Origin of the sequence: Pseudoalteromonas rhizosphaerae (assembly GCF_028885455.1) — a bacterium.
Lineage (GTDB): Bacteria > Pseudomonadota > Gammaproteobacteria > Enterobacterales > Alteromonadaceae > Pseudoalteromonas > Pseudoalteromonas rhizosphaerae.
Genome location: NZ_CP118496.1, coordinates 2,412,933 through 2,436,139, shown reverse-complemented (window position 1 = coordinate 2,436,139; position 23,207 = coordinate 2,412,933). Strand labels below are relative to the sequence as shown.

The 23,207-nt window shown below is 39.2% G+C and carries 16 protein-coding genes; 2 read left to right on the top strand and 14 right to left on the bottom strand.

From position 1 onward, the window contains the following. Nucleotides 1-108 precede the first annotated feature (108 nt). Nucleotides 109-2,067: a methyl-accepting chemotaxis protein gene (locus PVK79_RS10275; protein WP_257326627.1), complete on the bottom strand. Its 1,959-nt coding sequence runs from the start codon at nt 2,065-2,067 to the stop codon at nt 109-111. A gap of 562 nt (nt 2,068-2,629) precedes the next feature. Between PVK79_RS10275 and PVK79_RS10270 the strand changes: the two genes are divergently transcribed. Beyond that, nucleotides 2,630-4,375: a PAS domain S-box protein gene (locus PVK79_RS10270; protein WP_274804080.1), complete on the top strand. Its 1,746-nt coding sequence runs from the start codon at nt 2,630-2,632 to the stop codon at nt 4,373-4,375. A gap of 115 nt (nt 4,376-4,490) precedes the next feature. Here the strand turns inward: PVK79_RS10270 and asd are convergent, their stop codons facing one another. Beyond that, nucleotides 4,491-5,633 carry an aspartate-semialdehyde dehydrogenase gene (asd, locus tag PVK79_RS10265; RefSeq protein ID WP_257326626.1) on the bottom strand — a complete coding sequence of 381 codons (1,143 nt, stop codon included), beginning with the start codon at nt 5,631-5,633 and terminating at the stop codon, nt 4,491-4,493. Nucleotides 5,634-5,902: 269 nt separating this feature from the next. Between asd and PVK79_RS10260 the strand changes: the two genes are divergently transcribed. After that, nucleotides 5,903-6,322 (top strand): hypothetical protein, encoded by a 420-nt coding sequence (locus PVK79_RS10260; protein ID WP_257326625.1) that lies wholly within the window; start codon nt 5,903-5,905, stop codon nt 6,320-6,322. A 182-nt stretch (nt 6,323-6,504) separates the two neighbouring features. On the opposite strand, the gene PVK79_RS10255 is transcribed toward PVK79_RS10260, so the two are convergent. The 12 genes from PVK79_RS10255 to PVK79_RS10200 all read right to left on the bottom strand — a co-directional run bounded on the left by PVK79_RS10255 (nt 6,505) and on the right by PVK79_RS10200 (nt 23,194). Then, a complete protein-coding gene (locus PVK79_RS10255; protein ID WP_257326624.1) occupies nt 6,505-9,084 on the bottom strand; it encodes an AAA family ATPase in 2,580 nt (859 codons plus the stop codon). Between the two features lie 446 nt (nt 9,085-9,530). Then, nucleotides 9,531-12,254: a TonB-dependent receptor plug domain-containing protein gene (locus PVK79_RS10250; protein ID WP_257326623.1), complete on the bottom strand. Its 2,724-nt coding sequence runs from the start codon at nt 12,252-12,254 to the stop codon at nt 9,531-9,533. Nucleotides 12,255-12,326: 72 nt separating this feature from the next. Next, nucleotides 12,327-13,946 carry a hypothetical protein gene (locus tag PVK79_RS10245; protein WP_145235567.1) on the bottom strand — a complete coding sequence of 540 codons (1,620 nt, stop codon included), beginning with the start codon at nt 13,944-13,946 and terminating at the stop codon, nt 12,327-12,329. 311 nt (nt 13,947-14,257) lie between these two features. Beyond that, entirely contained in the window at nt 14,258-15,565 is a 1,308-nt protein-coding gene (locus PVK79_RS10240) for a tetratricopeptide repeat protein (RefSeq protein ID WP_145235570.1), read from the bottom strand. A gap of 33 nt (nt 15,566-15,598) precedes the next feature. Further along, the gene (locus tag PVK79_RS10235; protein ID WP_149980248.1) at nt 15,599-16,204 is read right to left on the bottom strand and encodes an energy transducer TonB; all 606 of its coding nucleotides are present in this window, start codon (nt 16,202-16,204) and stop codon (nt 15,599-15,601) included. 10 nt (nt 16,205-16,214) lie between these two features. After that, a complete protein-coding gene (locus PVK79_RS10230) occupies nt 16,215-16,625 on the bottom strand; it encodes an ExbD/TolR family protein (RefSeq protein ID WP_145235576.1) in 411 nt (136 codons plus the stop codon). A gap of 50 nt (nt 16,626-16,675) precedes the next feature. Beyond that, complete coding sequence (locus tag PVK79_RS10225) at nt 16,676-17,203, bottom strand: MotA/TolQ/ExbB proton channel family protein (RefSeq protein WP_145235579.1); 528 nt, start codon at nt 17,201-17,203, stop codon at nt 16,676-16,678. A gap of 3 nt (nt 17,204-17,206) precedes the next feature. After that, nucleotides 17,207-18,574, bottom strand: a complete 1,368-nt coding sequence (locus PVK79_RS10220; RefSeq protein ID WP_145235582.1) for a MotA/TolQ/ExbB proton channel family protein — start codon at nt 18,572-18,574, stop codon at nt 17,207-17,209. Nucleotides 18,575-18,583: 9 nt separating this feature from the next. Then, the gene (locus tag PVK79_RS10215; RefSeq protein WP_024605229.1) at nt 18,584-19,336 is read right to left on the bottom strand and encodes a DUF3450 domain-containing protein; all 753 of its coding nucleotides are present in this window, start codon (nt 19,334-19,336) and stop codon (nt 18,584-18,586) included. Between the two features lie 215 nt (nt 19,337-19,551). Further along, nucleotides 19,552-20,169 (bottom strand): DsbA family protein, encoded by a 618-nt coding sequence (locus PVK79_RS10210; protein ID WP_182759780.1) that lies wholly within the window; start codon nt 20,167-20,169, stop codon nt 19,552-19,554. After that, the gene (locus PVK79_RS10205; RefSeq protein WP_257326620.1) at nt 20,159-21,271 is read right to left on the bottom strand and encodes a GGDEF domain-containing protein; all 1,113 of its coding nucleotides are present in this window, start codon (nt 21,269-21,271) and stop codon (nt 20,159-20,161) included. Before PVK79_RS10205 ends, PVK79_RS10210 begins: the two co-directional genes overlap by 11 nt. A gap of 33 nt (nt 21,272-21,304) precedes the next feature. Then, nucleotides 21,305-23,194 (bottom strand): methyl-accepting chemotaxis protein, encoded by a 1,890-nt coding sequence (locus tag PVK79_RS10200; RefSeq protein WP_257326619.1) that lies wholly within the window; start codon nt 23,192-23,194, stop codon nt 21,305-21,307. Nucleotides 23,195-23,207: the final 13 nt, after the last annotated feature.

Here is a 23,207-nt window from a genome sequence, read left to right as displayed (position 1 = left end):
AATCACTATTATAAAGCAGACAACACTCATTAGCATTGCAAAATAATGAGTTCAATTGTCAAAGAATGGCTATATGTTGATTATTCTTTATTTTAGACGCTGTTATTATTACACTTTAAATTTACCAACTAAATCAGTAAGAACGTGCGATAAGGCTTTTAATTTATCTCCATTATTACTGGTATTAGCGGCAATATCGCTAACATCATCAGCCGCATTTTTAATTTCTATAACATTGCGATTTATATCTTCAGCGACATGCTGCTGCTCTTCTGCAGCGGTTGCTATCTGCGTATTTAAGTCACTAATATTAACAATAGACGCTGTTATTTCCGTAAATTGTTGCTGTGCAGCATAGGATAGTTCAACCGTTTTATTAGTGCTGTCTAAACTGCGTTTCATTTCAGTAGTGACTTGACCAGACATGCTACGTAGTTTATCTAATTGCGTAGCAATCTCTTCTGTGGATTCAGACGTACGTTGCGACAGTGCACGCACTTCATCTGCAACGACAGCAAAACCACGACCATGATCACCCGCTCGAGCAGCTTCTATTGCAGCATTTAAAGCAAGCAAATTAGTTTGCTCAGCAATGCCTCTTATAACGCCTAAAATCGACATGATATTTTCACTTTCAGTGTCAAGTTGCGATATATCATCCGTTGCTTTACTTATAACTTCGTTCAAAACAACCACGCTTTGAACGGTCTCGGTGATCACTGTTTGACCTATCTCTGATGCCTGTTGCGTTTGCATAGCCAGATCTGCCGCATTAGCACAACTTGAAGCTACTTCGTTGGCTGTCGCAGCCATTTGATTAATTGCGGTTGCCGCCATTTCCAATGCTTGCTGTTGTTGTGAAGTAGAACAAGTTAATTGCGATGCTTGTGTAGACGTTTGCTCTGACGTACCGCTCACATTTAGTGCACATTCGTTGATCTGTCTTACTAAATCAGCAATCAAGTTTAAGAATAGGTTAAAACTATTGGCCAGCTTAGCCGTTTCATCTTTTGTCTTAATTGTGAGTCGTCGAGTAAGATCACCACCACCTTGTGCAATTTCAGTCAGACCATCACTGACTTCAACTATAGGCGAAGAAATTACTTTTGAAATGTAACTTGCGATTAAAATGAATACAATAATTAGCACCGTACTAATAATTATAATTGTCAATGTCATGGTGTTTGCAGCGCTCATCACCTCTGACTTTTCAACTAAACCAATAAATTTCCAGCCCAACTTAGCTGAAGTATATATATTGGCAATAAAATCTTTGTTATTGATGACAATTTCAAACTGACCTTGAGTATTTGCAGCTAACTGTTTGTATTTACCATCCGCAATATCTGCCAGACGTTTAAAACGAAAGTTTTCATTTTTAACATCAACAAGTACATTTCCCGTATCTTCAATCAACATTAAGTAACCGGTTTCACCCAGCTTAATATTAGCAATAATTTCTGTCAGTCCTTGCAAAGAAACATCCATTCCCTGTACACCGATAATTTGTCCATTATCTTTTATTGCTTTTACAGTAGAGACAATAACCATATCGTCAGCAGCCCAATAATAAGCACTAGTGCGAACCGTTTTACCACTTGCAGATTTACCTGTTAAATACCAAGGTCGAGATCGTGGGTCATAATTAGCATTAACTTCTCCCGCTGGCCACTGAATATAACCACCTTGTTCATTACCCATATAAATATAAGCAAGCCCTGGGTGAGTTTGGCCGAAGTGATCAAACTGTTGAAATGCGGCACGCTCAACACTGCTGCCTTGGAGATGTTTCAGCATCACTGGATTATTTGTGTCAACATGAGCTTTGACATCTTGCTTAGCAGCTAAGACCATTTGATGTGAAGCTAGATAATCAACATTTTTTTCTATTTCAGAAAAAAACATAGCAATCCCATTATCTATTTGCCGTGCTTCTCTTTCGCTCATTTGCGCAAAGTTATCAAGCGCTTGGTCTCTTGTTTGCGTGATCACTAGCGCCGCAATAATAAAAAGAGGTAAGGCGATAGCTGAGGCAAAAGATAGTTTTAACTTTTTTGATATATTCATAACAGAAGGCCAAATAAATACTCTCATAAATATAATAAGCTGTTGAGTATTTAGCAAGAAACTATCAAGCTAATTAAACCGTAACAAAACTAAAGCGAGGTAAAGACAACAATAAAAACAATGCTAATGGCGCGTTTAATTACTGCGTTTTCGAGAAAGTTAGCTATATATCAATCAAGGGTCTATAATTCAATGAGTGTTTGAGAATTTCATCCTCTTGTCCTCTTGATGTCACCCTATTGCTGAAAATAATTATAGCTGCGACTGATCCAATAGTTCATCAGAACGTTTGACGGGTAGGAGTTACGCTAAATAACTCAGACTAATGTTTGTAAAGCTTGTTTAGGATATATCTACTATCTGAGTAATGTATTTAAACTAATTTTATTTTCAAATGAATTACGCTCGTTATATGGCTAACCCTGCTACTTAACTTCTCTTTCTCTTATCTAATATTTCATCGCTCTTAGAAAGCGAATACACACTGCTAATAAACAGCCTGAATACGCCTAATGGCATCTGCAAACTGGTGTGTTAATACACTAAAATGAAAAGGTTTTTCATGTTTTTCAAAAATAATGATTTGTCTAAACGTTCAATGGATCAAACTGTAATCGCAGTTATAACCATTAATGATAATAATGACGTTGTATACATCAACCATGCTGCCGAGACACTCTGGGGATATAAAGCTGAAGAAGTACTTGGTAAAAATGTTCGTATGTTAGTACCAAAAGCTCATCAAAAAAACCATGATAGTTATGTAAATCGCCACCGTGCAACTAACGAAGATCGGATTGTTGGCTCTGCCGTTGAACTGCAAATAGAGCGTAAAGATGGTTCAACAACTTGGATCAATATAACTTTATCTCAAGTAAAAATGGGCAAAAAGCTTTACTACACAGCGTTTTCCCGCGATTGCAGTAAAGAGCGTGATGAGCGCTCAATGACTGAACAAGTTCTAGAGCAAGCTCACGATGGTGTAATAACTATCGACAGTCAAAACTTGATCATTTTTGCTAATCCTGCGGCTGAGAAAATATGGGGCTATAGCCGTGAGGAAATGATCGGTCAAAATATTAAAATGTTGGTAGCACCAGAGCACCGCAGCAAACACGACAGTTACGTCAATCGTAACCGTGATACCGGGGTTAATCGGCTAATTGGTAAGCCAATAGAATTACCAATTCATACTCGCGAAAAGACTATTCGCTGGGGCTTAATTACTTTAGCTAAAGTCGTTGTCGGCGATGAGATTTTATATACTGCGTTTGTAAAAGATGTCACCGATGAAGTATCGAAACGCGAAGAAGTTGAAATGTTATCGCTAGTGGCTAATGAGACCAGTAACGCCGTTGTTATCACCAATGAACAAGGTGAAATTCTTTATGTAAATAATGGTTTTCAAACAATGACAGGTTACCAACTCGATGAAGTGAAAGGGAAAATACCTGGTAAATTCTTGCAGGGCAATGACACCGATCCCCAAACCATTGCAAATATTCGCAATAAGCTTAGCCAAAAGCAGCCCTTTTATGAAGAGATATTAAATTATAATAAACAAGGCAAACCATATTGGATTGCTATGTCAATTAATCCTGTATTTAACGAACAAGGAAAAGTACATCGTTATGTCTCTGTGCAAGCTGACATTACTGTAACTAAACAATCAGCCAAAGACTCTCTTGATCGATTAGCCCTCATTAATGGGTCGTTAATGGTTGTTGAATTTCAGCCTACAGGTGAGCTCGTGAATATGAATAAACTGTTCCTTGAAAAAGTGGGCAGTAACGAGGCAGCAAAAGTAGCAGCGAATACCATATGGCAACAACTTCAAAAGCAGCAGAGCACAACTATCAATCAAGACGAGCAACTAAGTTTGGTCGTTGAATTTACAGATAAACAACAAGTTCAACGTTCGTTCGATGCACAGGTTTGTGAATTGAAGGATTTTTCTGATCAAGTAACACGTTACGTAGTGTTTGGTGTAGATATTACTGATCGTCAAATTGCACTAAAAGAAACACATCAGGCAATGCAAGAACTCTTAAAAGTGGGTAATCAAATCGGTGACATTGTTGGCAGTATTTCTGGTATTGCAGGACAAACAAACCTACTAGCTTTGAATGCCGCTATTGAAGCTGCTCGTGCTGGTGATGCTGGCCGAGGTTTTGCCGTAGTCGCATCAGAAGTTAGAGAGCTGGCAAGTCGTTCGTCAGGATCAGCTGATCAGATCAGTGATTTAGTAGATGCAACACGGACCCGAATTGACCAATTAGCAGACTCACTTGAACGCATTAATCGTTAATTAACATCGTACTATATTTGCTGGCTATTCACGCGCAACTAAGTGTGTTTAAAAGTAAAAGGGCTGGCACATTGCCAGCCCTCCATATTAACTGTAATAAATGGCAGCTAATAAACTAATGTTTATTATCAACAATAATGCGTAGCATACGACGCAGTGGCTCTGCAGCACCCCATAATAACTGATCGCCAACGGTAAAAGCACTAATATATTTAGGTCCCATTGCTAACTTACGAATACGCCCTACAGGAATACTTAATGTACCAGTTACTTTAACTGGGGTTAAATCCGTAGCAGTGATATCACGCTCATTAGGGATAACTTTAACCCACTCATTGTGTGAGGCTAAAATCTGTTCTATTTTCTCGACGCTAATATCTTCACGTAGTTTAATGGTCATAGCTTGGCTATGACAGCGCATTGCACCAATGCGCACACATAAACCGTCAATAGGCACAGGCTGTTTAGATGAACCTAAAATTTTGTTCGCTTCAACTTGCGCTTTCCATTCTTCTTTAGATTGACCCGATGGCATTGGCACATCAATCCATGGGATAAGACTGCCTGCTAACGGCACACCAAATTGCTCTTGCGGTAAATCGCTTGAGGCTATTTGCTGTGTGACTAGTTTATCAATTTCTAAAATAGCGGCTTGTGGATCAGCTAGCTTGTCAGCCACACTTGCATGAATAGAGCCCATTTGCGCAATGAGCTCTTTCATATTGCGAGCACCGGCACCCGATGCAGCTTGATAAGTCATTGGGCTTACCCACTCAATCAAGTCTTGCTCAAATAAACCACCCAATGCTAATAACATGAGTGACACTGTGCAGTTACCACCCACATAGGTTTTTACGCCTTGCTCAAGACCTTGTTCAATCACATCTTTATTGACCGGATCAAGTACAATAATACTGTCGTCGCTCATACGCAGTGCTGATGCCGCATCAATCCAATAGCCGTCCCAACCTGCTTCACGTAATTGTGGATACACAGCTTTAGTGTAGTCACCACCTTGACAGGTGATAATAATATCCATTTCTGCCAGCGATTCAAAATCCATTGCATTAAGTAATGGTTTTGCAGGACCCGCTAAGTCAGGACCAAGCTGACCGGTTTGTGAGGTGGTAAAAAAAGTGGTGTCGATATGAGTAAAATCATTTTCTTGTTGCATACGCTCTAATAACACTGAGCCAACCATGCCCCGCCATCCGACCAATCCTACTTTTTTCATTGTTTGTTCCACTGTTTGAGTCATAAGAAATACCTAATACGTTAAAAATTAAAATTCATTGCGTGAGATTTAATTTTCATTAGTGTCAAAATAACACCACCAGTCCCCTAAAACTAGTCAATAAACCGTAACTCAAATATTTTTCATGGTGTAAAAAATACAAAGGCATATAACGATTATTTTTAAACTTTAATAAAAGCTTAACCTTGTTGAAATCTGTATTTACCAAGCTTAGAAGGCACATTGAATAAAGACGTTTTGTGTAATTCTACATTCAACTAAAGGAAAAGATAATGAAGACACTTACTTTCGCTCTACTCGCTTTAAGTTCAGCATCACTTAATGTACTTGCAGATACAACGCTTTCAGCAAGCACAATGGCATTAAAAGAAAATGAAAAAGTATCTTTTGAACGCGCAGAAATAAATATGGAAGAGCAACAAGGCGTACTAGTCAATACTGCAACAACCTATTACAGCCCAAAGGTATGGATAAATGGGCACTTAGAGCAGTTTTTTGTGGGCTCTACAAATGGGAATCAATTTTGTGAAGAGCGTGGCCACAACCAAGAAATATCTGGAAGCACAATTACTTGCGGAGAGGATGAAAGCGCCTATGGAGACTTCGATTGGTATAATCAATCATGGGGCATGAAAAGCACGGGCAGTAAAAACCAATGTTATCAGCTCTATGCAACTATAAAATGCCAATAAAATAACAAAATATAAAACTAAAAAGCCCTGTATTAAATACAGGGCACGTAACTATTGTTGTCGTGGCTCATATCAATCTTGACAGTGTAGAAGTTAGGTTCCAATCTAACAAACAGTTATGAGCGAATTACAGCCAGTTAATAATTGCGATGTATGAAGTCGAAATTTGATTCCTTTTGGCTTCATGACCTGCGTTTTTTTAATGCCTTAAAATAAACATCAAGTGCTGTAATATCAGCCAACAATTCATCAATATCTGGCATTTCCGTAACACCCAAACCAGTAGCGGTATCGTGACCTTCAAAGTAAGTACTACATTTCCCCATTCCAGCACTAATGGTAGCTACATCCTCTGGTGTACTATCAACTATATATCGGATATTTTGAGTCTGAACAGCACGACTAAACCGTTGCACAACATTTCTAATTAGCCATTCTTCAACTAACCTCTCCCACGTTTCTCGCATTTTACCGTAGATATGTTTAGCATCTCGACTATAAATATCTTCAATAAAGTCATCTCGTTTAGTGTACCGTCTAAGCTCTACTTCTAACTGCCTCAACTGTCCTATCCTATCTACAGTTTTTAAAGTATCCCAAGGTGGACTTCCTTGCGGGAACCCTGAGAGCTTCCCTATACGAGTGATAGACTGGATATTAATCGGATTTGAGGATTCCTCACTCAACATCATCAAGAATGGCAAGTCGTGCGTAAGCACAATCACCTGCCTATGTAGTGCTTCATCTGCAATACGTTTAGCAAACTTTCGCCTCCACTTATGATCTAAGGAGTTGACTGGATCATCAAAAATGATGGCTGACTTTCTATTATCAATTGTTAACTCAGCCATAAAACCAGCTAGAGCGATACATTTTTGCTCACCCTCACTGGCAATATGTCCTATCTTTGACGCATTCCTTGAAATCTGTAGAGTCAATTTCTGTTGACCAGCAGAGCCTTGAGTTTTAGTTTCTACATCAAAGCTTTTAAAGTTTAACGCTACTAACTCTTTGGTAAATGCGGCATTGATTACCCCCAAACTGCCAGTTTTAGCTAACTCGGATATAAACCGCGTAATAAGTGAAAGGTTAGTTGTAGCTAAAGCTGAGTTAAAACAGCCAAATGTCTTAATACGGTTTATTTCAATAATGATATTATCTTTATGCGCAGATAACCTCTGTCGATCTTCAAGCTCTATCAATCTGTCCTGACTAAACTTAATTGTCTGAGTTAACGTACCGTCATCAACAACATCATTCATTTTTACTTTTATTGCTTCAACTTGCCGAGATAGTCGATGTACAAATCTCATATCTAGGGCTGGATGAGTAAATGTTGGGTTAGCAGACGTTAGGCTATTCTTCCTATCAAACAATTGCTGTATACAGATGTTGAATTGCTCTATGGCATCAGGTGTAGATTGCCTTAACTCCTCAAAAATACCACTATACGGTTTAAGGTCAAAACTCAATTTAGTTATGAGGTTCATCTGTACAGATAGTGTATTAGTTGCCTGATCTGCATCTACCTGAGACTGATATGTAATATAATTATTGAACCTAGTCATCCTTTCTGCAGCTTGCCTTCCTATCGATTGTAAGCATGTAGGACAGTATTCATTTTCAACTGGTGGGAAAGTTTTATCATCACCATTACCAATTATAAAGTTCTGCGCATGGTTCCACATTTCTTTCCAAGCATCATTGCCAATACCTTCAATTGGTAAACCATTTAAAGTGTTCTGCCTTACTTGTTCAGCAACTTTCAATTTAGTTGATTTATCATCATATAACACCCCAATTTTGGCCACATTAACATCACCCAGTTTTGAACACAGGTTGTTAAAAAAATCCAGTAATGGTTCACGGTGTTTTAATTTGGTTGCATAAAAAGCTTTTACTTGAGCAGGTGTTTTTCCACTTAGCTCTGCCACCTCTTTCTTCAATCGATCTATTTCTAGCAACTCAACTTCATCACCACATTGAGCATATAATGTAGCTTCAGTGGCAGTAGCTAGTGAGTTACAGAAAGTACTCACCTTAGATAATGGGTTTAAATCAGGTATTTTATATGGTGTTCTAAACGGAACTATTTCACGTGTCAATTCGTTTTTCACAAATAGGCAAGCACTACTCAACTCATTTAATAATTTTATTTCTGATGGTTTGTACTCAACACTATCCGTTTTAGATATGTAATTGGAAGCAGAGTGAGAATCAAATACCCTTATAGACTTTAACTCTGGATTTGGTTCACCACCATTAGTCCAGATATTTTCAACTATTGCGGCACCACCAACTGATAGACCTAATGTAGCTTGTGATGGAACGGTAGAAGGGTTGAAAGCATTAGTAGTAATAACAGGGACATCACCCCGAGTTAAACATGCACTTTTCAGTATTTTTGCATAGCTTGATTTACCAGCACCATTATCTCCATAAACGGCTGTTAAACCCTCAATTGGAAAGTTTAGTGTTACATCTTCAATTAACGATGAGACATTTTTTACATTGCCTAAGCTTGCTAACGTTACGGGGGCAGCTTCAGTTTCAAACCCTGTAGCCGCAACGGGTTTAACGTAGTTATTAAACTCAGGTGCTTGAGGAAGTAGACCAAACTCCATTTTGGCAACTTGGTAAATAAGCTGCAAATCTTGCTGCTGAAGCCCTCCCTGCTCCATGACCTTGCGGATTACCTGTCTCCACCATAGCGGCTTTTTAGCGCTATTTACCCACGTAACAACTTTCTCTATTTGTGTCATAAAAATCCTTTTGTGCCATGCGTTAGTATACGAATATTCGACTAAGAATTTAATATCCTGATATTAAAAACAATATCCATTTGATGAATAATCTTGTAATCAAATAATTTCAGGTAATTTACCCTAATCCAAGATTGGTCTAAAGCAGGCTTAATAGTCTAATTTTGTTTCTTCCCTATTCATTAAAGAATGTACGGTAAATATAGCTAGCTGTAGAGTATCTAGCTTTGTGAGAGCCAATAACCCTATAGCACTAAACAATCTGCCAGATTTGAACAAGGTCAGCCATAAGGCGTGACCGCTTAGATAAGCCCACCACTTTATACACTATAAGCAAAATACTATTTACCATACTCCTATTAATTTCATAAATAACAAGCAATAAAAAGCCCTACACTTGGTAGGGCTAAGTAATGCTGACTATAACTGCTATTTATTAGAGGGTGTTAAAATTCATAGCTAAAGCTTAAACTCAACTCTCTTGGTGTTTCTTGAGAACGAATTAGCACATCATTTTGATTAACTTCAAAGTTTTGTCCCAACATATTTTTCACTTTAAGTGTTAATGTGGTATTGAACGTTGGGTAATAACTATAAACCATGTCTAACGAGTTTAAAGGTTGTTCGTAAGCGTCATCAAAGTTATTAACACCCGCAGCTAAAATACGATCACCAAATACATTGTAGATAACAGATGCTTGATGCATGCCATCATGTGAATCGTAATTCAGTTGCAAGTTGGCAACATACTTTGAATGGCCCGTCATACGTCGCTTTAGGTTCGTGAGATCGCCGCGCTGTTCTTCTGCAATTTCAACTTCTGAATCACTGAGCGTTATATTTCCAGAAGTAAAAAAAGCGCCCCCTAATAAATCACTGTGCAACTCAGTTAACCATTCAGCTTCAATACCGTAAACATAGGCTGTTTCTGCATTGTCAAACTGCAGAGTAAAACGGCCGTCGCTTTCTGTTAATAGTGCTTCGATTGGTTTATCGATATCTTTATAGAATGCGCCAACTGAGTAATTATCGCCATTGTCCATATAAAACTCGATACGTGCATCAAAGTTATCTAGGTAACTAGATTCTAAGAATGGATTACCAAGCGTTCGACAACCAGTCAGCGGATCTTGGAATTGAACAGGGCTTAGCTCTCGCAAATCAGGGCGTACAACCGTGTTGCCATAACCAAAACGAACTTGATACGATTGCTGACTATATGTCATAGATAACGAAGTAAAATACTCATCTTCCATCACACTTGCTTGTTCTATCGCATCTGCACTTAATTTATCAGCCAATAAAGCAGGATCGAATGCTGAGCGAGAAAAAGCAAGCGCAACTTGGCGGAAGTCCTCGTAACGCACACCACCGCTTAAACGCCAATCTTGAGCAAACGTTACGTCAAAAGAGCCGTAGTAAGCATCAATCATTTGCGCTGCTAAGTAATCATCAGCTGTTGGTTCTTGGAACAATAACTCGACATCCGTTGAATCAACAACAGCATCGTTAGCAAAAAAACTACCGATTGACAGTGCTTCTTCTTCACTTTGTGCTAGATCTAAAGACTGAGTTTGGTTAAAACGATAGTTAAAAAAGTCAGTGCGGTAATCACGTGTTTTTTCAACAAAATAACCACCACCCGCAATTTCTACTTCGGCGTTATCAAAGTAAAAAACTTTGTTTACATTAACGCCCCAGTTTTCTACATCGTCTTCTAGCTCTACAAATCGATACAAATAAGGATTACCACCTAAGCTACCATTGTAAAAAGTACGTTGATATTTGCCATCTAAGTACTCATCACGAACCGTTACTTTAAGCTCACCAGGTATACTTGTAGTCGCTGTTGAGTCAGTATACTGCCAATCTACACCAACACCTTCAAGAAAACCCCAATCTAAATTGTGCATTCCACGAAGCTGAAGTATTTCAAGTTCTCGTTCCTCAAAAGAGGTTAAGTGACTACGCTGCAACTGCCCAGCATCAATACTTAATGACTTTGAAGGTTCTTGGTAAAGCGCAACAGAGGCTTCATCTTCAGAATCTCGTAACATCATATAAGTTGCTGTTAAATCATGACCTCCAATTTTATAACCTAAATTTAGAGAGCTATTTAACTTTATATTATGCTTGGTTGACACTTCTTTCTCTGTTGCAGAGTAACAAGTAAAGTCATCTTTTGAACATGAGGACTCAGATGCGTCAACAGAAGAAAGTACAGCGCTAAACTTCTCTGCATTAGACCATTCATTTTCATAGGCAACTGACGCTAAGAAACCAAACGAGCCGTCTAAGCCAAATAAGTTATCAAAACGGTCGCCATACACAGCTTTAATACCGGCATCAGGATTTAAACTTTCTTTTTCCAAGCCAAAATCTCTTGGCAATGCTTTTGCTAAACTTTTATTTAAGTCTATCGCGGCAGCTTGGCCAATATCAGCCCCCTGACGTTTTGACTCTACATCTCTGATATTTCTATACGAAATATCAGACAGGCCATTGATATAGGTATTTAACGCAGTCTTAACTGAACCGGGTAATGCGCGTGTACCATCATCTTTACCTAACCAATCATCACTGCCACCATTATATGTATAGCCTTCGTCGTTTGTATCTTTATAACTGGCACCAATTTCGACTTTAAATAAAGTATCATTTGGAATGCTCTTGGTTCTGATATTAACGTCACCACCACCAAAAGCCGCAGGCATATTTGGTGAATAGGCTTTTTGTACAGCCAAGGATTCAATAATACTTGATGGGAAGATATCAAGTGGAATTACATTTCGTGTTAGATCCGGGCTTGGAACTACCGCGCCATTTAAACGTACGCTAGAGTAACGCTCACCTAATCCACGGACATAGATAAACTTATCGTTAACTAATGATAAGCCTGTAACACGGCGAAGTGCCGAAGCTGCATCACTATCACCCGTTCTAGATATTTGCTCTGAACCCATTATATCAGCGACAAACGCCTGATTTTTACGCTCATCAATTACCGCACTAGCACTGCCTTTAAGGCGCGTACCTGTTGCAACAACTTCTTCTATCGCGTCTTCATTTATTATTTCTTGTGCCTGATCAGCGAAAGAATGAAATGAAGAAAAAAGGGAGAGCAGAGATAAAGTTATTAGATTGGTTTTAAACTGCTTTTGATGTTTCATATTTATATCCTCTAAACCTAAAATTCCCTTAAAAAAGGCGCCGTAGCGCCTTATAATTAGAGCCGGTCTAGATTAATTACTAGCGCGTTGTAAAGATGCGGCAACAAAATCAGCCCACTCACTTGATTCACCTTCTTTAAGTGCACCAATATAGCCTGCGTTAGTAAAGAAAGAGTTAACTTCACTCATGTCTTTAGCTGTTGTAGCTACTGCAGTGCCTTGTGAATCAGTAATAGTGGCAGCTGTTGAAACACCATCAGCACCAAGTACATTTGCAAAATCAGCAAAACCAATTAACTGGTTATTCTCGCCACCAGTAAACCAAGAAGCAATATCAAAACTTGCTAATGCGCCAGTTAAAGGTGTATTTACGTCTTCAAAATTCTTACCACAAGCAAATATTGAGCTCATAAATGCGATATCGCCATTATTTGCATTCGCATGCACACCAGCATCCCCTGATTGGTCTTTTTCATTATATAAATCAAGACAACCAGCACCATCTACAGATGAAGAGTTTACAAATAGCATATTAGCTAATTGCGCTTTACCCCATTCTTTCATTTCCATACCAGCACCAGTACGACGCCCTTCAGCACCTTGGTCGCCAGTAGTTACAACCGTTGCATTAGCAATTGTTGGATTAGAAACAGTTGTTACTAAATCTTGTGCATCTGCTGATAATGGATCTACCTTAGCGCCATCTGTTTCAAAGCCATGGTTTCCATATTCATTTGAACGTACAAGAATAAATTGTCCATAGCCTTTCCAGCCTTCATCCCAATCAATACCATCATCACCTGTATCAGTAATAACAATATGTTTAAGGTTAACGCTACCACCAAAAAGCTCTATACCATCATCGAAACCATTATGAACATGCACGTAATCAATCGTTGTGCCTGAACCTACAGCATTAAGGGTTAAACCATTGAGCTCATCGCCTTCAACACCAAAACCCGCATATTTTATAACTATATGCTTAAGGATACCGCTGCTATCTTGCGGATCATTACCACCATAATACGATACAATACCTTCGGCAGCGTGGTTACACATATCTTGTGCCGCAGCCGCAGCCGTACAACGGATAGAATGGCCTCGGCCATTTACCTGAACGCCACCCCAATCACCAATTTGTGCGGTTGTTGCATCATCGCCATCAACTTCTTTGATGCTTGTGAAAATAATTGGCTTATCTACTTCACCAATTGCTTCAATATTTGCACCACGTGCAATACGAATAAAACTCTCAGGCTTAGTAAAAGCTATCGTCGCGCCAGCTTCAATAGACAATGTAGGACCATTGCCATCAATTGTAGCGCCTGTTGATGTGTCTACATCATCACCAATAAATAATGCACCTTCAAATACATGTGCGCCGCCACTGCTTAATGCAGGGATAACAAAAGAGCTGGTAATTTCTTTCGCATTACTTGCAAATGCTTGACTGTAAACACAGTTAACACCCTTTGCTTCACCTGTAAATGTAGCTCCATCTAATGTATATGTAGCGCAACTTAATGTATCACCACCATTATCACCACCTGGGTTAGTCACTGAGTTGTCTACACTATTATCTACACTGTTATCAACTGTTGTAGGTGTAACATTAATATCACCACCGCCACAGCCAGCGAGTGTAATTGCAGTAGCCACAAGGCTGACTTTAAATAAACCAGATAATTTCATTGTTCACTCCGTTAAAGTATTTAATTATTTTGTTAGCGCATTAAGTAAAACTCAAGTCACTTTAAAACACGAAAAACATGCTTTAAGGTCACTTGAGCTTTAGAACGAGGACTACAATACTGGAGGTGTATGACAATACAGTTACACTTTAATAAACATAAAGTGACAATCTAATTTATTTAAATAACAATTTGTTAGGAATATTTAGAACGAAAAAAACCGCCCTGAGGCGGTTTTGGTGTTGCGATTATAAAACGAGTTTTTTAATAAAACCGTTGAAGTTAAAATAGCGTTTCTTAACGCATATTTACTTATAACAAAGCGGTGCGTAATGTTTCAGCATGCAATTTTTCACGTTTCACGTATTTGATCCATTGTTCAGCTAATCGCTGCGATTTTTTATGCTTCTCGGCTTGTTCGAATGCTAAAATAGACGCGTCAAAGTTTTGTAAACTATATTGCGCCATACCTAAAGCAACATAAGCATTTGATTCAAAATCTAGTGAACCTTTATCAAGCGCTTTACGCGCTGCATCAGCTGCATCTTCATACTTTTCAAGATTCACATACACTTCGGCTAAACGTTGCTCGTACTTTCCATGGCTTGAAAGATCAGCTGCTTTTGCAAAATAACTAACAGATTTTTCATCTTCTTTTGCTTGTATCATGGCTTCTGCAATAAATGCGTAATTTTTAGCTGACTTTTCCGCAATACCAGATGCAACAGCTTTACTCATCACATCGGCAGCTTTAAAAGCTAAACCATTGTATAAATAAACTTGTGCTAGTTGACGCAAGTCTGATTTAGAAGTCAAAAAACCTTGCTGGTAAGCGGCTTCGAGTATTGCTAACTGCTGTTTTTCTTTACCTGTTTCGCCATACATACCACCGAGCTGAACCCAATACTCAGGCTTATTGTAAAGTTTGACCATACGTTCAAGTACAGCAACTACATTCTCAGTTTGATTAAGTGAATAATACATAGCACGCAGTAACACTAACCAGTTCTCTTTTGGCTGTTTGCCTTCACTATCACTTTGCGCGATAGCCAAGTTAATGTTATCAATACCATTTTGGTAATCTTTTAGCTGATAGTAAGCTTGCGACTTAAGCACATAGTAAGCATCAGTTTTAGGCTTAGTGTTGATTGCATCCCATTGCGCTAAAAAGTCTAACACTTTGTTGTAATCGCTATTCGCCATTGCAAGCTGCGCTAAACTAAAGCTGGTACTTAATCGTAAAGACTCAGGGATCTCTTCTTCAGCAACGACTTTTTCAAACGACGCGATCGCTTTCGGTAAATCATTCTCGTTGTAATAAATAAAACCATAAAAATTATACATCATGGCTTTTTCATACGAGTTCATACTGGATGAACGTTCATTAATATTATCAAGCGCAGCAAGGCCCGCTTTTGCATCACCATCATCAGCTAACTTTTGCGCACGAGCCAATTGGCTATATACTTTTTCACGCAGTGCCGGCACGCGCTTTGTTTTTACTTCCTCTGCATAGGCCGTTGCTAAATTAACACCTGGCAACAAACTTACTACGCTTGGTAAAGCAACACTAGCACTTAGTGCTAACGAGCAAAATAATGCTGTTTTTAATAATTTCATAATCGCCTCGTTTCTCTATCCATTTATTCAGTGCTAACCATTTATTTGGAAAGAAATTTTATTCTGTACACCCGCAACTTCAACAGCTTCACCGTCTACTACGCGAGGTTTGTATTTAAATTTAAGTGCGGCATCCATGGCTGCTTGATCAAACAATGATTCAGGCTCAGCTTTTACTACCTTTGCATCACGAACAGTACCTTGCTTAGTCACTGTAAACTCAACAATTACATAGCCTTCAATGCCCCGTGACAATGCTCGACGCGGGTAAACAGGTGCTACTTTTACAATCGGTAGATATTCACCATCACTAGAGTCAAGAGCTAGACCACCACTGAGACTCACGTCAGCATCCACACTGGCACCAAAGTCAAAGTTAGACGCTGCTGCATTTGGATCACTATTTTGCATTTGCGGTGAATCCATTGGCGGCGGAGGCTCTTTCGGCGTTGGCGGCTTTTGTGGTTTACGTTCTTTCTTTTGTACCGTTTCTTCTTTTTTAAGCCTTACAAAATCAAGTACATTGCCTTTTGCTGGCTCAGTCATCGCCCCTTCACCACCGGTGATAAGCGCTTGCATGCCCAAAAACAACATAAAGGTCACAACACCGGCAACTAATAATGCTACTAAATAACGCATTATGGCTTCCTTAGGCTTCTTGTGCCGCGATAGACACATCAAATACACCTGCGGCGCGTGCTGCATCCATCACTTTAATAAGGGTATCTGTAGTGGCTTTTTTGTCAGCCTGAATAACCACACTACCTTGTGGATTTTCTGCTTTTAAACGCTCAATGTTTGCTTGCACAGCACGCACATCGATTTGACGTTTATTGATCCAAATTTCACCTTGATCTGAAATCGCAACTAGAATATTTGCACGCTCTTTCTTAACGGCTGTTGCCGCTTCTGGGCGATTTACATCGATACCTGACTCTTTAACAAAAGAGGCGGTTACAATGAAGAAAATAAGCATGATGAACACAACATCAAGCATCGGGGTCATGTTTATTTCTTCAGCTTCATCTTCTTGAAAAAGGCTTCCTAATGGGGCTCTCATTTTATTCTCCTGATTGTATGTGGCTTTCGCCACATACTAAAAATTGTTGTTTAATGGTCTAAAACCATGCTGTCTTCAAGTAGGGCTACTTCGCGCTTTGCTTTGCGTTGTAAGTACGTAGAAGCAAATACACCAGATAACGCACCAACCATGCCTGCCATTGTCGGGATAGTCGCTTTCGATACACCTGATGCCATTGAACGCGCACTGCCCGTTCCGGTAATCGCCATCACATCAAACACTTCTATCATACCTGTTACCGTACCGAGTAACCCCAGCAGCGGACACAAGGCAACCATCACATTGATCAGCGCTAAGTTGTTGTTTAACTTCATCCCAGCGCGTGAAATAGTTGCTTGGCGGATTTGCTCAGCGTTCCAGCTATTACGCTCATCGCGCCCTGTCCAACTACTTTTAATGGCATGTTTGTAACTACGAAAACCATTAAAAAAATAAATAAATCGCTCGAGTATCAATAACCACATCGCGAAGATTAACACTCCGATGACCAACAGAACTTGGCCACCAGTGTCGAGAAAATCACGGATAGCATTGATTGAGTCAATCAATAGCACCATGGGTTATGCTCCCTTTTCGCTACGCTCAGCGATAATACCTGCGCTTTGTTCTTGCAAAATAAGCAGCAAGTTTTTAGAGCGGGTATTCAATAAGGTGTATAAAAATACTGTTGGGATTGCCACAACTAAGCCAAGTACCGTAGTAACAAGCGCTTGTGAAATACCACCAGCCATTAATTTAGGGTCACCTGTACCAAACAAGGTGATTGCTTGGAAGGTATTGATCATACCGGTTACCGTACCAAGAAGACCTAACAATGGAGCAACGACCGAGATAATCTTAATGAGCGTTAAGTTGCGGGTGATTTTTGGCATTTCACGTAAAATCGCTTCACTTAATTTAAGCTCTAAGGTGTCGTATGCTACATCTGGGTATTGATCTTTGACTTTCATTACACGACCAAGTGGATTGTCATCACGTGGCACTGAGTCTTTAAGTTGACGACGGATTTTGCTGCCCATTAGCATCAATGAAACAAATCGTTCAATAGCGATAATTAAAGCAAGTAAGCCAACGCCTAAAATAACGTAACCTACTGCACCACCTTGATGTACTTGCTCTGAAGTATCAGGTGCTTGTACCAATAAACCAAGGATAGAGCCACCGGTTGGGTCAAGCGCAAATTGTACAGTGCCTGATTTAGCTTGTTGTAAATCATTCGCCGTTGAGGTGTAACGGCCAACAGGCTGACGGGTAAGCTCGCTTAACGTATTAGTGCTGGTGTTATAATCAAGGTACTTACCTTCTGAAATTAAGTTAAAAGCCCCCACTCGCATAACTTCTTGTTTAGCTTTGTTGCCGCCTTCTACAATTACATCTGTTGTAAAACGTGACACTTTACCTTGCTCAGTCATTTCGCGTTGCAGTTCAAACCATACTTTTTCAATGTCTTCGATTGATGCAAGTTTAGAAGTCGAGCCCATTTTTTGAGCCAATTCATCCATAAAAGCACCACGACCAGGTAGCTGTGCAGACACTACTGACGTTGCAAATTTATTACTTGAATCGCCAGCCACTTGTTGCAGCACACCAAAAAGTTCTTTCAATGAACCCATACGCTTAGATAATGTATCGGTTAGGTTAGCAAGTTTTACTTCATTTTCTTCGAACTGTGTTTCAAGACGCTCAGACTCAACCAGCATTTGATTACGTTTTGCTTGAGTGTTTTTAAGCATTTGCACTTGTTCATTTTGACGTGCAGCAAATTCTTGCTCGCGTTGTTTATTTTGTGCTGATTGCTGTGTTTTACCTTGCTCAAGTGTTTTTAATAACGAGTCTAAATCCATAGCTTCAGCAGCAACGCTGTTGCCCGCAAAACCAAGGGTGGCACCAAATAAAGCAATTTTGGTCATTTTTGTAAAAAGTTTCATTTTAACCTCTTAATCCGCAGCGTGTACTGGCAGTGTTAACATATCTGGGGCAAGTTGCTTACGTGCAATACGTAAACCTTTACTAATTTGGCTGATTGTTGAGTCATCCAGGGCAACAAACTGTTTGCTTGTTGTATCCCATGAGCCTGCTTTTTTACCATCGCGAGTAAGGTAAATAAGTTCTAAACGACCAATGCGTAAGAAATCGACTTCACGCTCTTGACCATCAACATCTAATAACGCGGTATAGGCTTCGATGGTACGGCCGTAATCAACTTCAACTTGGTACGCTTCTAAAACACGGCGGAATTTTTCACTTGAATTAATGTCAGCACGGTTCATCATGTCTTTTAATGACGCTAAACGCTTTTCACGTTCATCGGTTAGAAACGGCACATCAAGAGCAACAAATTGCTCAAGCCCTGTGATCATGCGTAGCATTAATGGAGTAATTTGACGTTCAATAATAGACACTTGATCCATAGATAAGTTAATGGCTTCCATTTCACTCACTTGGTTACTAAGCTGTTTGCTTAGTTGTGCGTTATAAACTGTCAAACCATCAATTTCTTTATTAAGGGTTTTAAACTGTTGTAAACGACCCTGCATAGAGTCTGCAATCTTGTCTATTTTTGTTTGTGATTGCGCAGCTGACTGGTTAATTTCACTGCTTTTATCGATAACCTTATTTAAATCACTTGCTTGCACTGTTGCACTCATGGCTACAATACTAGCTAATATCAATGGTTTAACGCCTTTCATCGCATACACCTTTACTCGTTAAATTAGCGGATTTGCTAGTTGCTTAATATCAATGAACGAGATTCTATAGGTGAAAAATGACAGAGGTGTTGCGCTAAAAAGTCCTTTTTATGACAACTGCCATAAATACAGCTTTTTACCTTAGATAAAGCAATAGTTTTTAATATTTAACAAGCGTATACGCTTGAATGATGAGTGAAGTGAGATTAAATAAATTAATCAGCAAGTATGCAATGAATGGTGCTGATCATAGCATTTGCGTTGGTATAGTTTACGGCGATAGCAAAGTACTGCTGTTTATGACAAAGAACTAAAGATGGAAAACCCTGCACGGGTAACTGCTGAACATACGCTAACTCTTGTTGAAACGCCTGTTCAAGTTGTTCACTTTGCAATATAGCTAAAAACTCATCAGCAGCAATACCTATTTGCTGTGCACAGCTAACGAGTGTATTAAGATCCGAAGGATTTTGTGCCGATAAATAATACCCCTGCTGGATAGCGCCAAGCATAACCCGCTCTTTATTGAAATAACGTGCTGCAATAACCGCCCGACACGCAGGATAAGTGCTGCGGCGTGGTTGACAGTTTTGCCAAAAATCAAAGTTAAATTTAGCACCGGTTTGCTGGCCAATACGCTGCCAAGTTTGTTGTAAAAACTGTTGCATACTTACTGGCATTGGCTGATCGGAATCAACAGCAAGGCCACCTACTTTATAAATAATATCAACTTCATTCGCTAAGGCGTCTTGGATTTTTTGCCAGCACTTTTGAAAACCCCAACACCAACTGCACATTGGGTCGTACACATATATAAGCTGACTATTGTTCATTATTGGCCTGTTGCTGTTCACTGGAAACAACGTTATTTCGCCCTAGGCGTTTTGCTTGGTACAAGTATTCATCAGCTAGTTTAACTGTTTGGTTAAACGTTTCGATATGACTAACTTGTGCAGCCCCTATGCTACAAGTGACAGAGGTAGATTGATGCTCATTAAACACTATTACTTGTGCAGCTACGTATTCTCTAAATTTATCGGCTACGGCATAGGCTTCAGTGATTACTGTTTTTGGTAATATCACCATAAACTCTTCACCACCGTAGCGAACTTTAATATCTGATGAGCGTAACTGTGTTTCAAGCATCCTACTAAATTCGATTAATGCTTGATCGCCAAAATCATGCCCAAAATTATCATTAATATTTTTAAACAAATCCAGATCGATTAACAACACTGTAAAAGGTAAATACTGCTCAGAGTTCAATTTTGCAAACGGCAAAAAATGGCTGCTAATAAAGCGCCGATTGGCAAGGCCTGTTAACTGATCAGTATAGGCGTCTTGCTTTTGTAACAAAGTAATGCGTGCAATTTCTAAGTGGCTTTTATTACGGAAATACTCGCCTATAAAAGCGAATAAAAACACCAAAATAAATGAGGCGGTAAAACGAACTTTTTCAGCATTACCATACATCACTTGCCCTATGTCAGGACCATAAAGAAACAAACAGGTAAGTGCTAATAGCGATGACACGGCTAAAAATCCAACTCTTAGGCCGAGTGTAGAAAACGAGACAACTGGGTAAAACATCAGCCAATAAAGCGCTGTATTTTCCTTGCCCCCGGTGTACACCAATGCTAAACATAATACACAAATAACACTCAGTACGAGTATTGCAACCCCAGTTAAACGCCCAGTACGCAAAAAATACACTGCGCATATAAAAAAGGTTAAGTCGGATAGCACTAACATAATAGTCAGAAGTTTTGCATAAACCGAGTAGTTAACTGTGACTAAAGTTGTGATCAATACAACCGCAATGAATATCATAGTAAAAAATGTAAACGCACGACGCTGTTTTTCAGCGCTGTAAACACTGTCTATATTAACTAAGTTAAGCCAACTAGGTTGGCTTTCAGGTGATTCAGGCGTCATTTATTATATCTTTTTAGTTATCGCTGATTGCATTTAGACTTTAAAACGTAGCACCATTTTTTCAAGTTCATCAAATTGCAGTTTTAAACGAGTACACTCAGCTAAGGTATTATTTAAGTTTAGCTGGCCTTGTTGAGATAACTCACTAATTGTATGAATATCATTATCTAAAGATTGTATTACCTGATTTTGTTCAGTGGTTGCATTTGCAACACTATGATTTACATCATCAATTGCTTTTATAGCTTTGGTTACTCCTGCCATTTGCTCACCGGCTGCTTGCGCTTGTTTTACAGTATTTTCGCTTTCAACTAAACTAGCCTTCATAACTGAAACAGCAGTGTCCGAGCCTTGCTGTAATTGGCTAACAGTATTTTCTATTTCTTGAGTTGATTGCTGAGTACGGTGAGCTAACTGGCGCACCTCATCTGCAACAACTGCAAATCCACGACCAGCCTCACCGGCACGAGCGGCTTCAATTGCAGCATTAAGCGCAAGTAGATTAGTTTGCTCGCTGACTCCTTTAATAACTTCGAGTACTTGACCAATACTTGCAGAGTGTTCAGCAACACTACTAATAATTTGTTGTGCTTGTTCCATATTTTGCGATAACACACCAATGGCATTGATATTATCATTTAACGTACTTTGACTTTGTACTGACTGTGTATTCGCATCAGTAGCAAGGGTTGATGCATGACTTGCGCTGCTTGATATTTCAATCGCACTTGATGACAGCTGATTAATCGCTGTTGCAACGCTGTCTGTACGTTTAGTTTGGTCACTGTACATCGTTAGCGTCGACTCTGTTTGCTCAACTAAGCTTTCCACTGAACGTTCAAGTTCAACCGTGGTCGTTTTTACTTGGTCAATTGAGGTATGAATTTTATCTATAAAGGCATTAAAGTAACCTGAAAGTTCACCAAATTCGTCATCGTTTTCAATCTCTAAACGACGAGTTAAATCCCCCTCACCTTGGGCGATATCTTTAATTGCATCGTTTAAACGCTGCATAGGCCGCATCAAATAACGCAGTGAAAATTGCATCATTAATATCGTCGCGATAACACCCAAACACATATATATTGCAGCCATATTTCTAAATGAAGCAACAGATGAATAAGCAATATCTTTGTTGATCACCACACCTAAATACCAATCTACATTTTCAATACCTTTGATATGTGTAAATGATACAAGATGGTCAATACCAGCAATTTCCTGCTCGACAAATTCAGCTTTTAAAGCAAGCTTTTTACCAAACAGCTTCGCCATACTCTGATCGTTTAGTTTGATATCTGGATGGCTCAGAATGCGACCGTCACTGTCTAATAGAAAACCATAACCAAAACCTAAAAAATCAATTTCGTTGACTATTTGAGTAATGGTTTGCATATCAATATCGGCACCTGCGACACCACTAAAACGGCCATTATTTAAAATGGGCGCAACCGCTGAAATAGTTAGCTCATTGGTGGTTACGTCGATATAAGGAGTCGTAAACGCTGTGGTGGTTTTATTTTCTACCAGCTTATACCAAGGACGGATTGTGGCATCATAATCAGCAGGTAATACAACTGTTTGATCATTGAGTACAAAAGTACCATCAGGTTTGCCTATATAGGTGTTTTTAAACTTACCTGCAATTTCTGCGCTATTGAGTTGACTAAGAGTTAATTCCTTAGTGTCATTTTGCTGATGCGTTTTCGCAACAGACTGAACAATAGCTAATTTATTATTGAGCCAATTAGCAATATTTTGTGAAACCGATTGAGAGCTTTCTTGTAATATTAGAGACAGTTGCTGCTGCGTTTGTGAGCGCATTGAAATAAAGTTATTGATGGTAAATAACCCCAGCACCAACACTAATACTACAGACGCTGCGATAGTTACCTTGGTGGTAAATTTTAGCGAGCTTTGCATGACACACCTATTT

What these genes read in the sequence shown, in the direction of transcription:
- PVK79_RS10275 (WP_257326627.1), bottom strand. Translation starts at nt 2,067, where the DNA reads ATGAATATATCAAAAAAGTTAAAACTATCTTTTGCCTCAGCTATCGCC.
- PVK79_RS10270 (WP_274804080.1), top strand. Translation starts at nt 2,630, where the DNA reads ATGTTTTTCAAAAATAATGATTTGTCTAAACGTTCAATGGATCAAACT.
- asd (WP_257326626.1), bottom strand. Translation starts at nt 5,633, where the DNA reads ATGACTCAAACAGTGGAACAAACAATGAAAAAAGTAGGATTGGTCGGA.
- PVK79_RS10260 (WP_257326625.1), top strand. Translation starts at nt 5,903, where the DNA reads ATGAAGACACTTACTTTCGCTCTACTCGCTTTAAGTTCAGCATCACTT.
- PVK79_RS10255 (WP_257326624.1), bottom strand. Translation starts at nt 9,084, where the DNA reads ATGACACAAATAGAGAAAGTTGTTACGTGGGTAAATAGCGCTAAAAAG.
- PVK79_RS10250 (WP_257326623.1), bottom strand. Translation starts at nt 12,254, where the DNA reads ATGAAACATCAAAAGCAGTTTAAAACCAATCTAATAACTTTATCTCTG.
- PVK79_RS10245 (WP_145235567.1), bottom strand. Translation starts at nt 13,946, where the DNA reads ATGAAATTATCTGGTTTATTTAAAGTCAGCCTTGTGGCTACTGCAATT.
- PVK79_RS10240 (WP_145235570.1), bottom strand. Translation starts at nt 15,565, where the DNA reads ATGAAATTATTAAAAACAGCATTATTTTGCTCGTTAGCACTAAGTGCT.
- PVK79_RS10235 (WP_149980248.1), bottom strand. Translation starts at nt 16,204, where the DNA reads ATGCGTTATTTAGTAGCATTATTAGTTGCCGGTGTTGTGACCTTTATG.
- PVK79_RS10230 (WP_145235576.1), bottom strand. Translation starts at nt 16,625, where the DNA reads ATGAGAGCCCCATTAGGAAGCCTTTTTCAAGAAGATGAAGCTGAAGAA.
- PVK79_RS10225 (WP_145235579.1), bottom strand. Translation starts at nt 17,203, where the DNA reads ATGGTGCTATTGATTGACTCAATCAATGCTATCCGTGATTTTCTCGAC.
- PVK79_RS10220 (WP_145235582.1), bottom strand. Translation starts at nt 18,574, where the DNA reads ATGAAACTTTTTACAAAAATGACCAAAATTGCTTTATTTGGTGCCACC.
- PVK79_RS10215 (WP_024605229.1), bottom strand. Translation starts at nt 19,336, where the DNA reads ATGAAAGGCGTTAAACCATTGATATTAGCTAGTATTGTAGCCATGAGT.
- PVK79_RS10210 (WP_182759780.1), bottom strand. Translation starts at nt 20,169, where the DNA reads ATGAACAATAGTCAGCTTATATATGTGTACGACCCAATGTGCAGTTGG.
- PVK79_RS10205 (WP_257326620.1), bottom strand. Translation starts at nt 21,271, where the DNA reads ATGACGCCTGAATCACCTGAAAGCCAACCTAGTTGGCTTAACTTAGTT.
- PVK79_RS10200 (WP_257326619.1), bottom strand. Translation starts at nt 23,194, where the DNA reads ATGCAAAGCTCGCTAAAATTTACCACCAAGGTAACTATCGCAGCGTCT.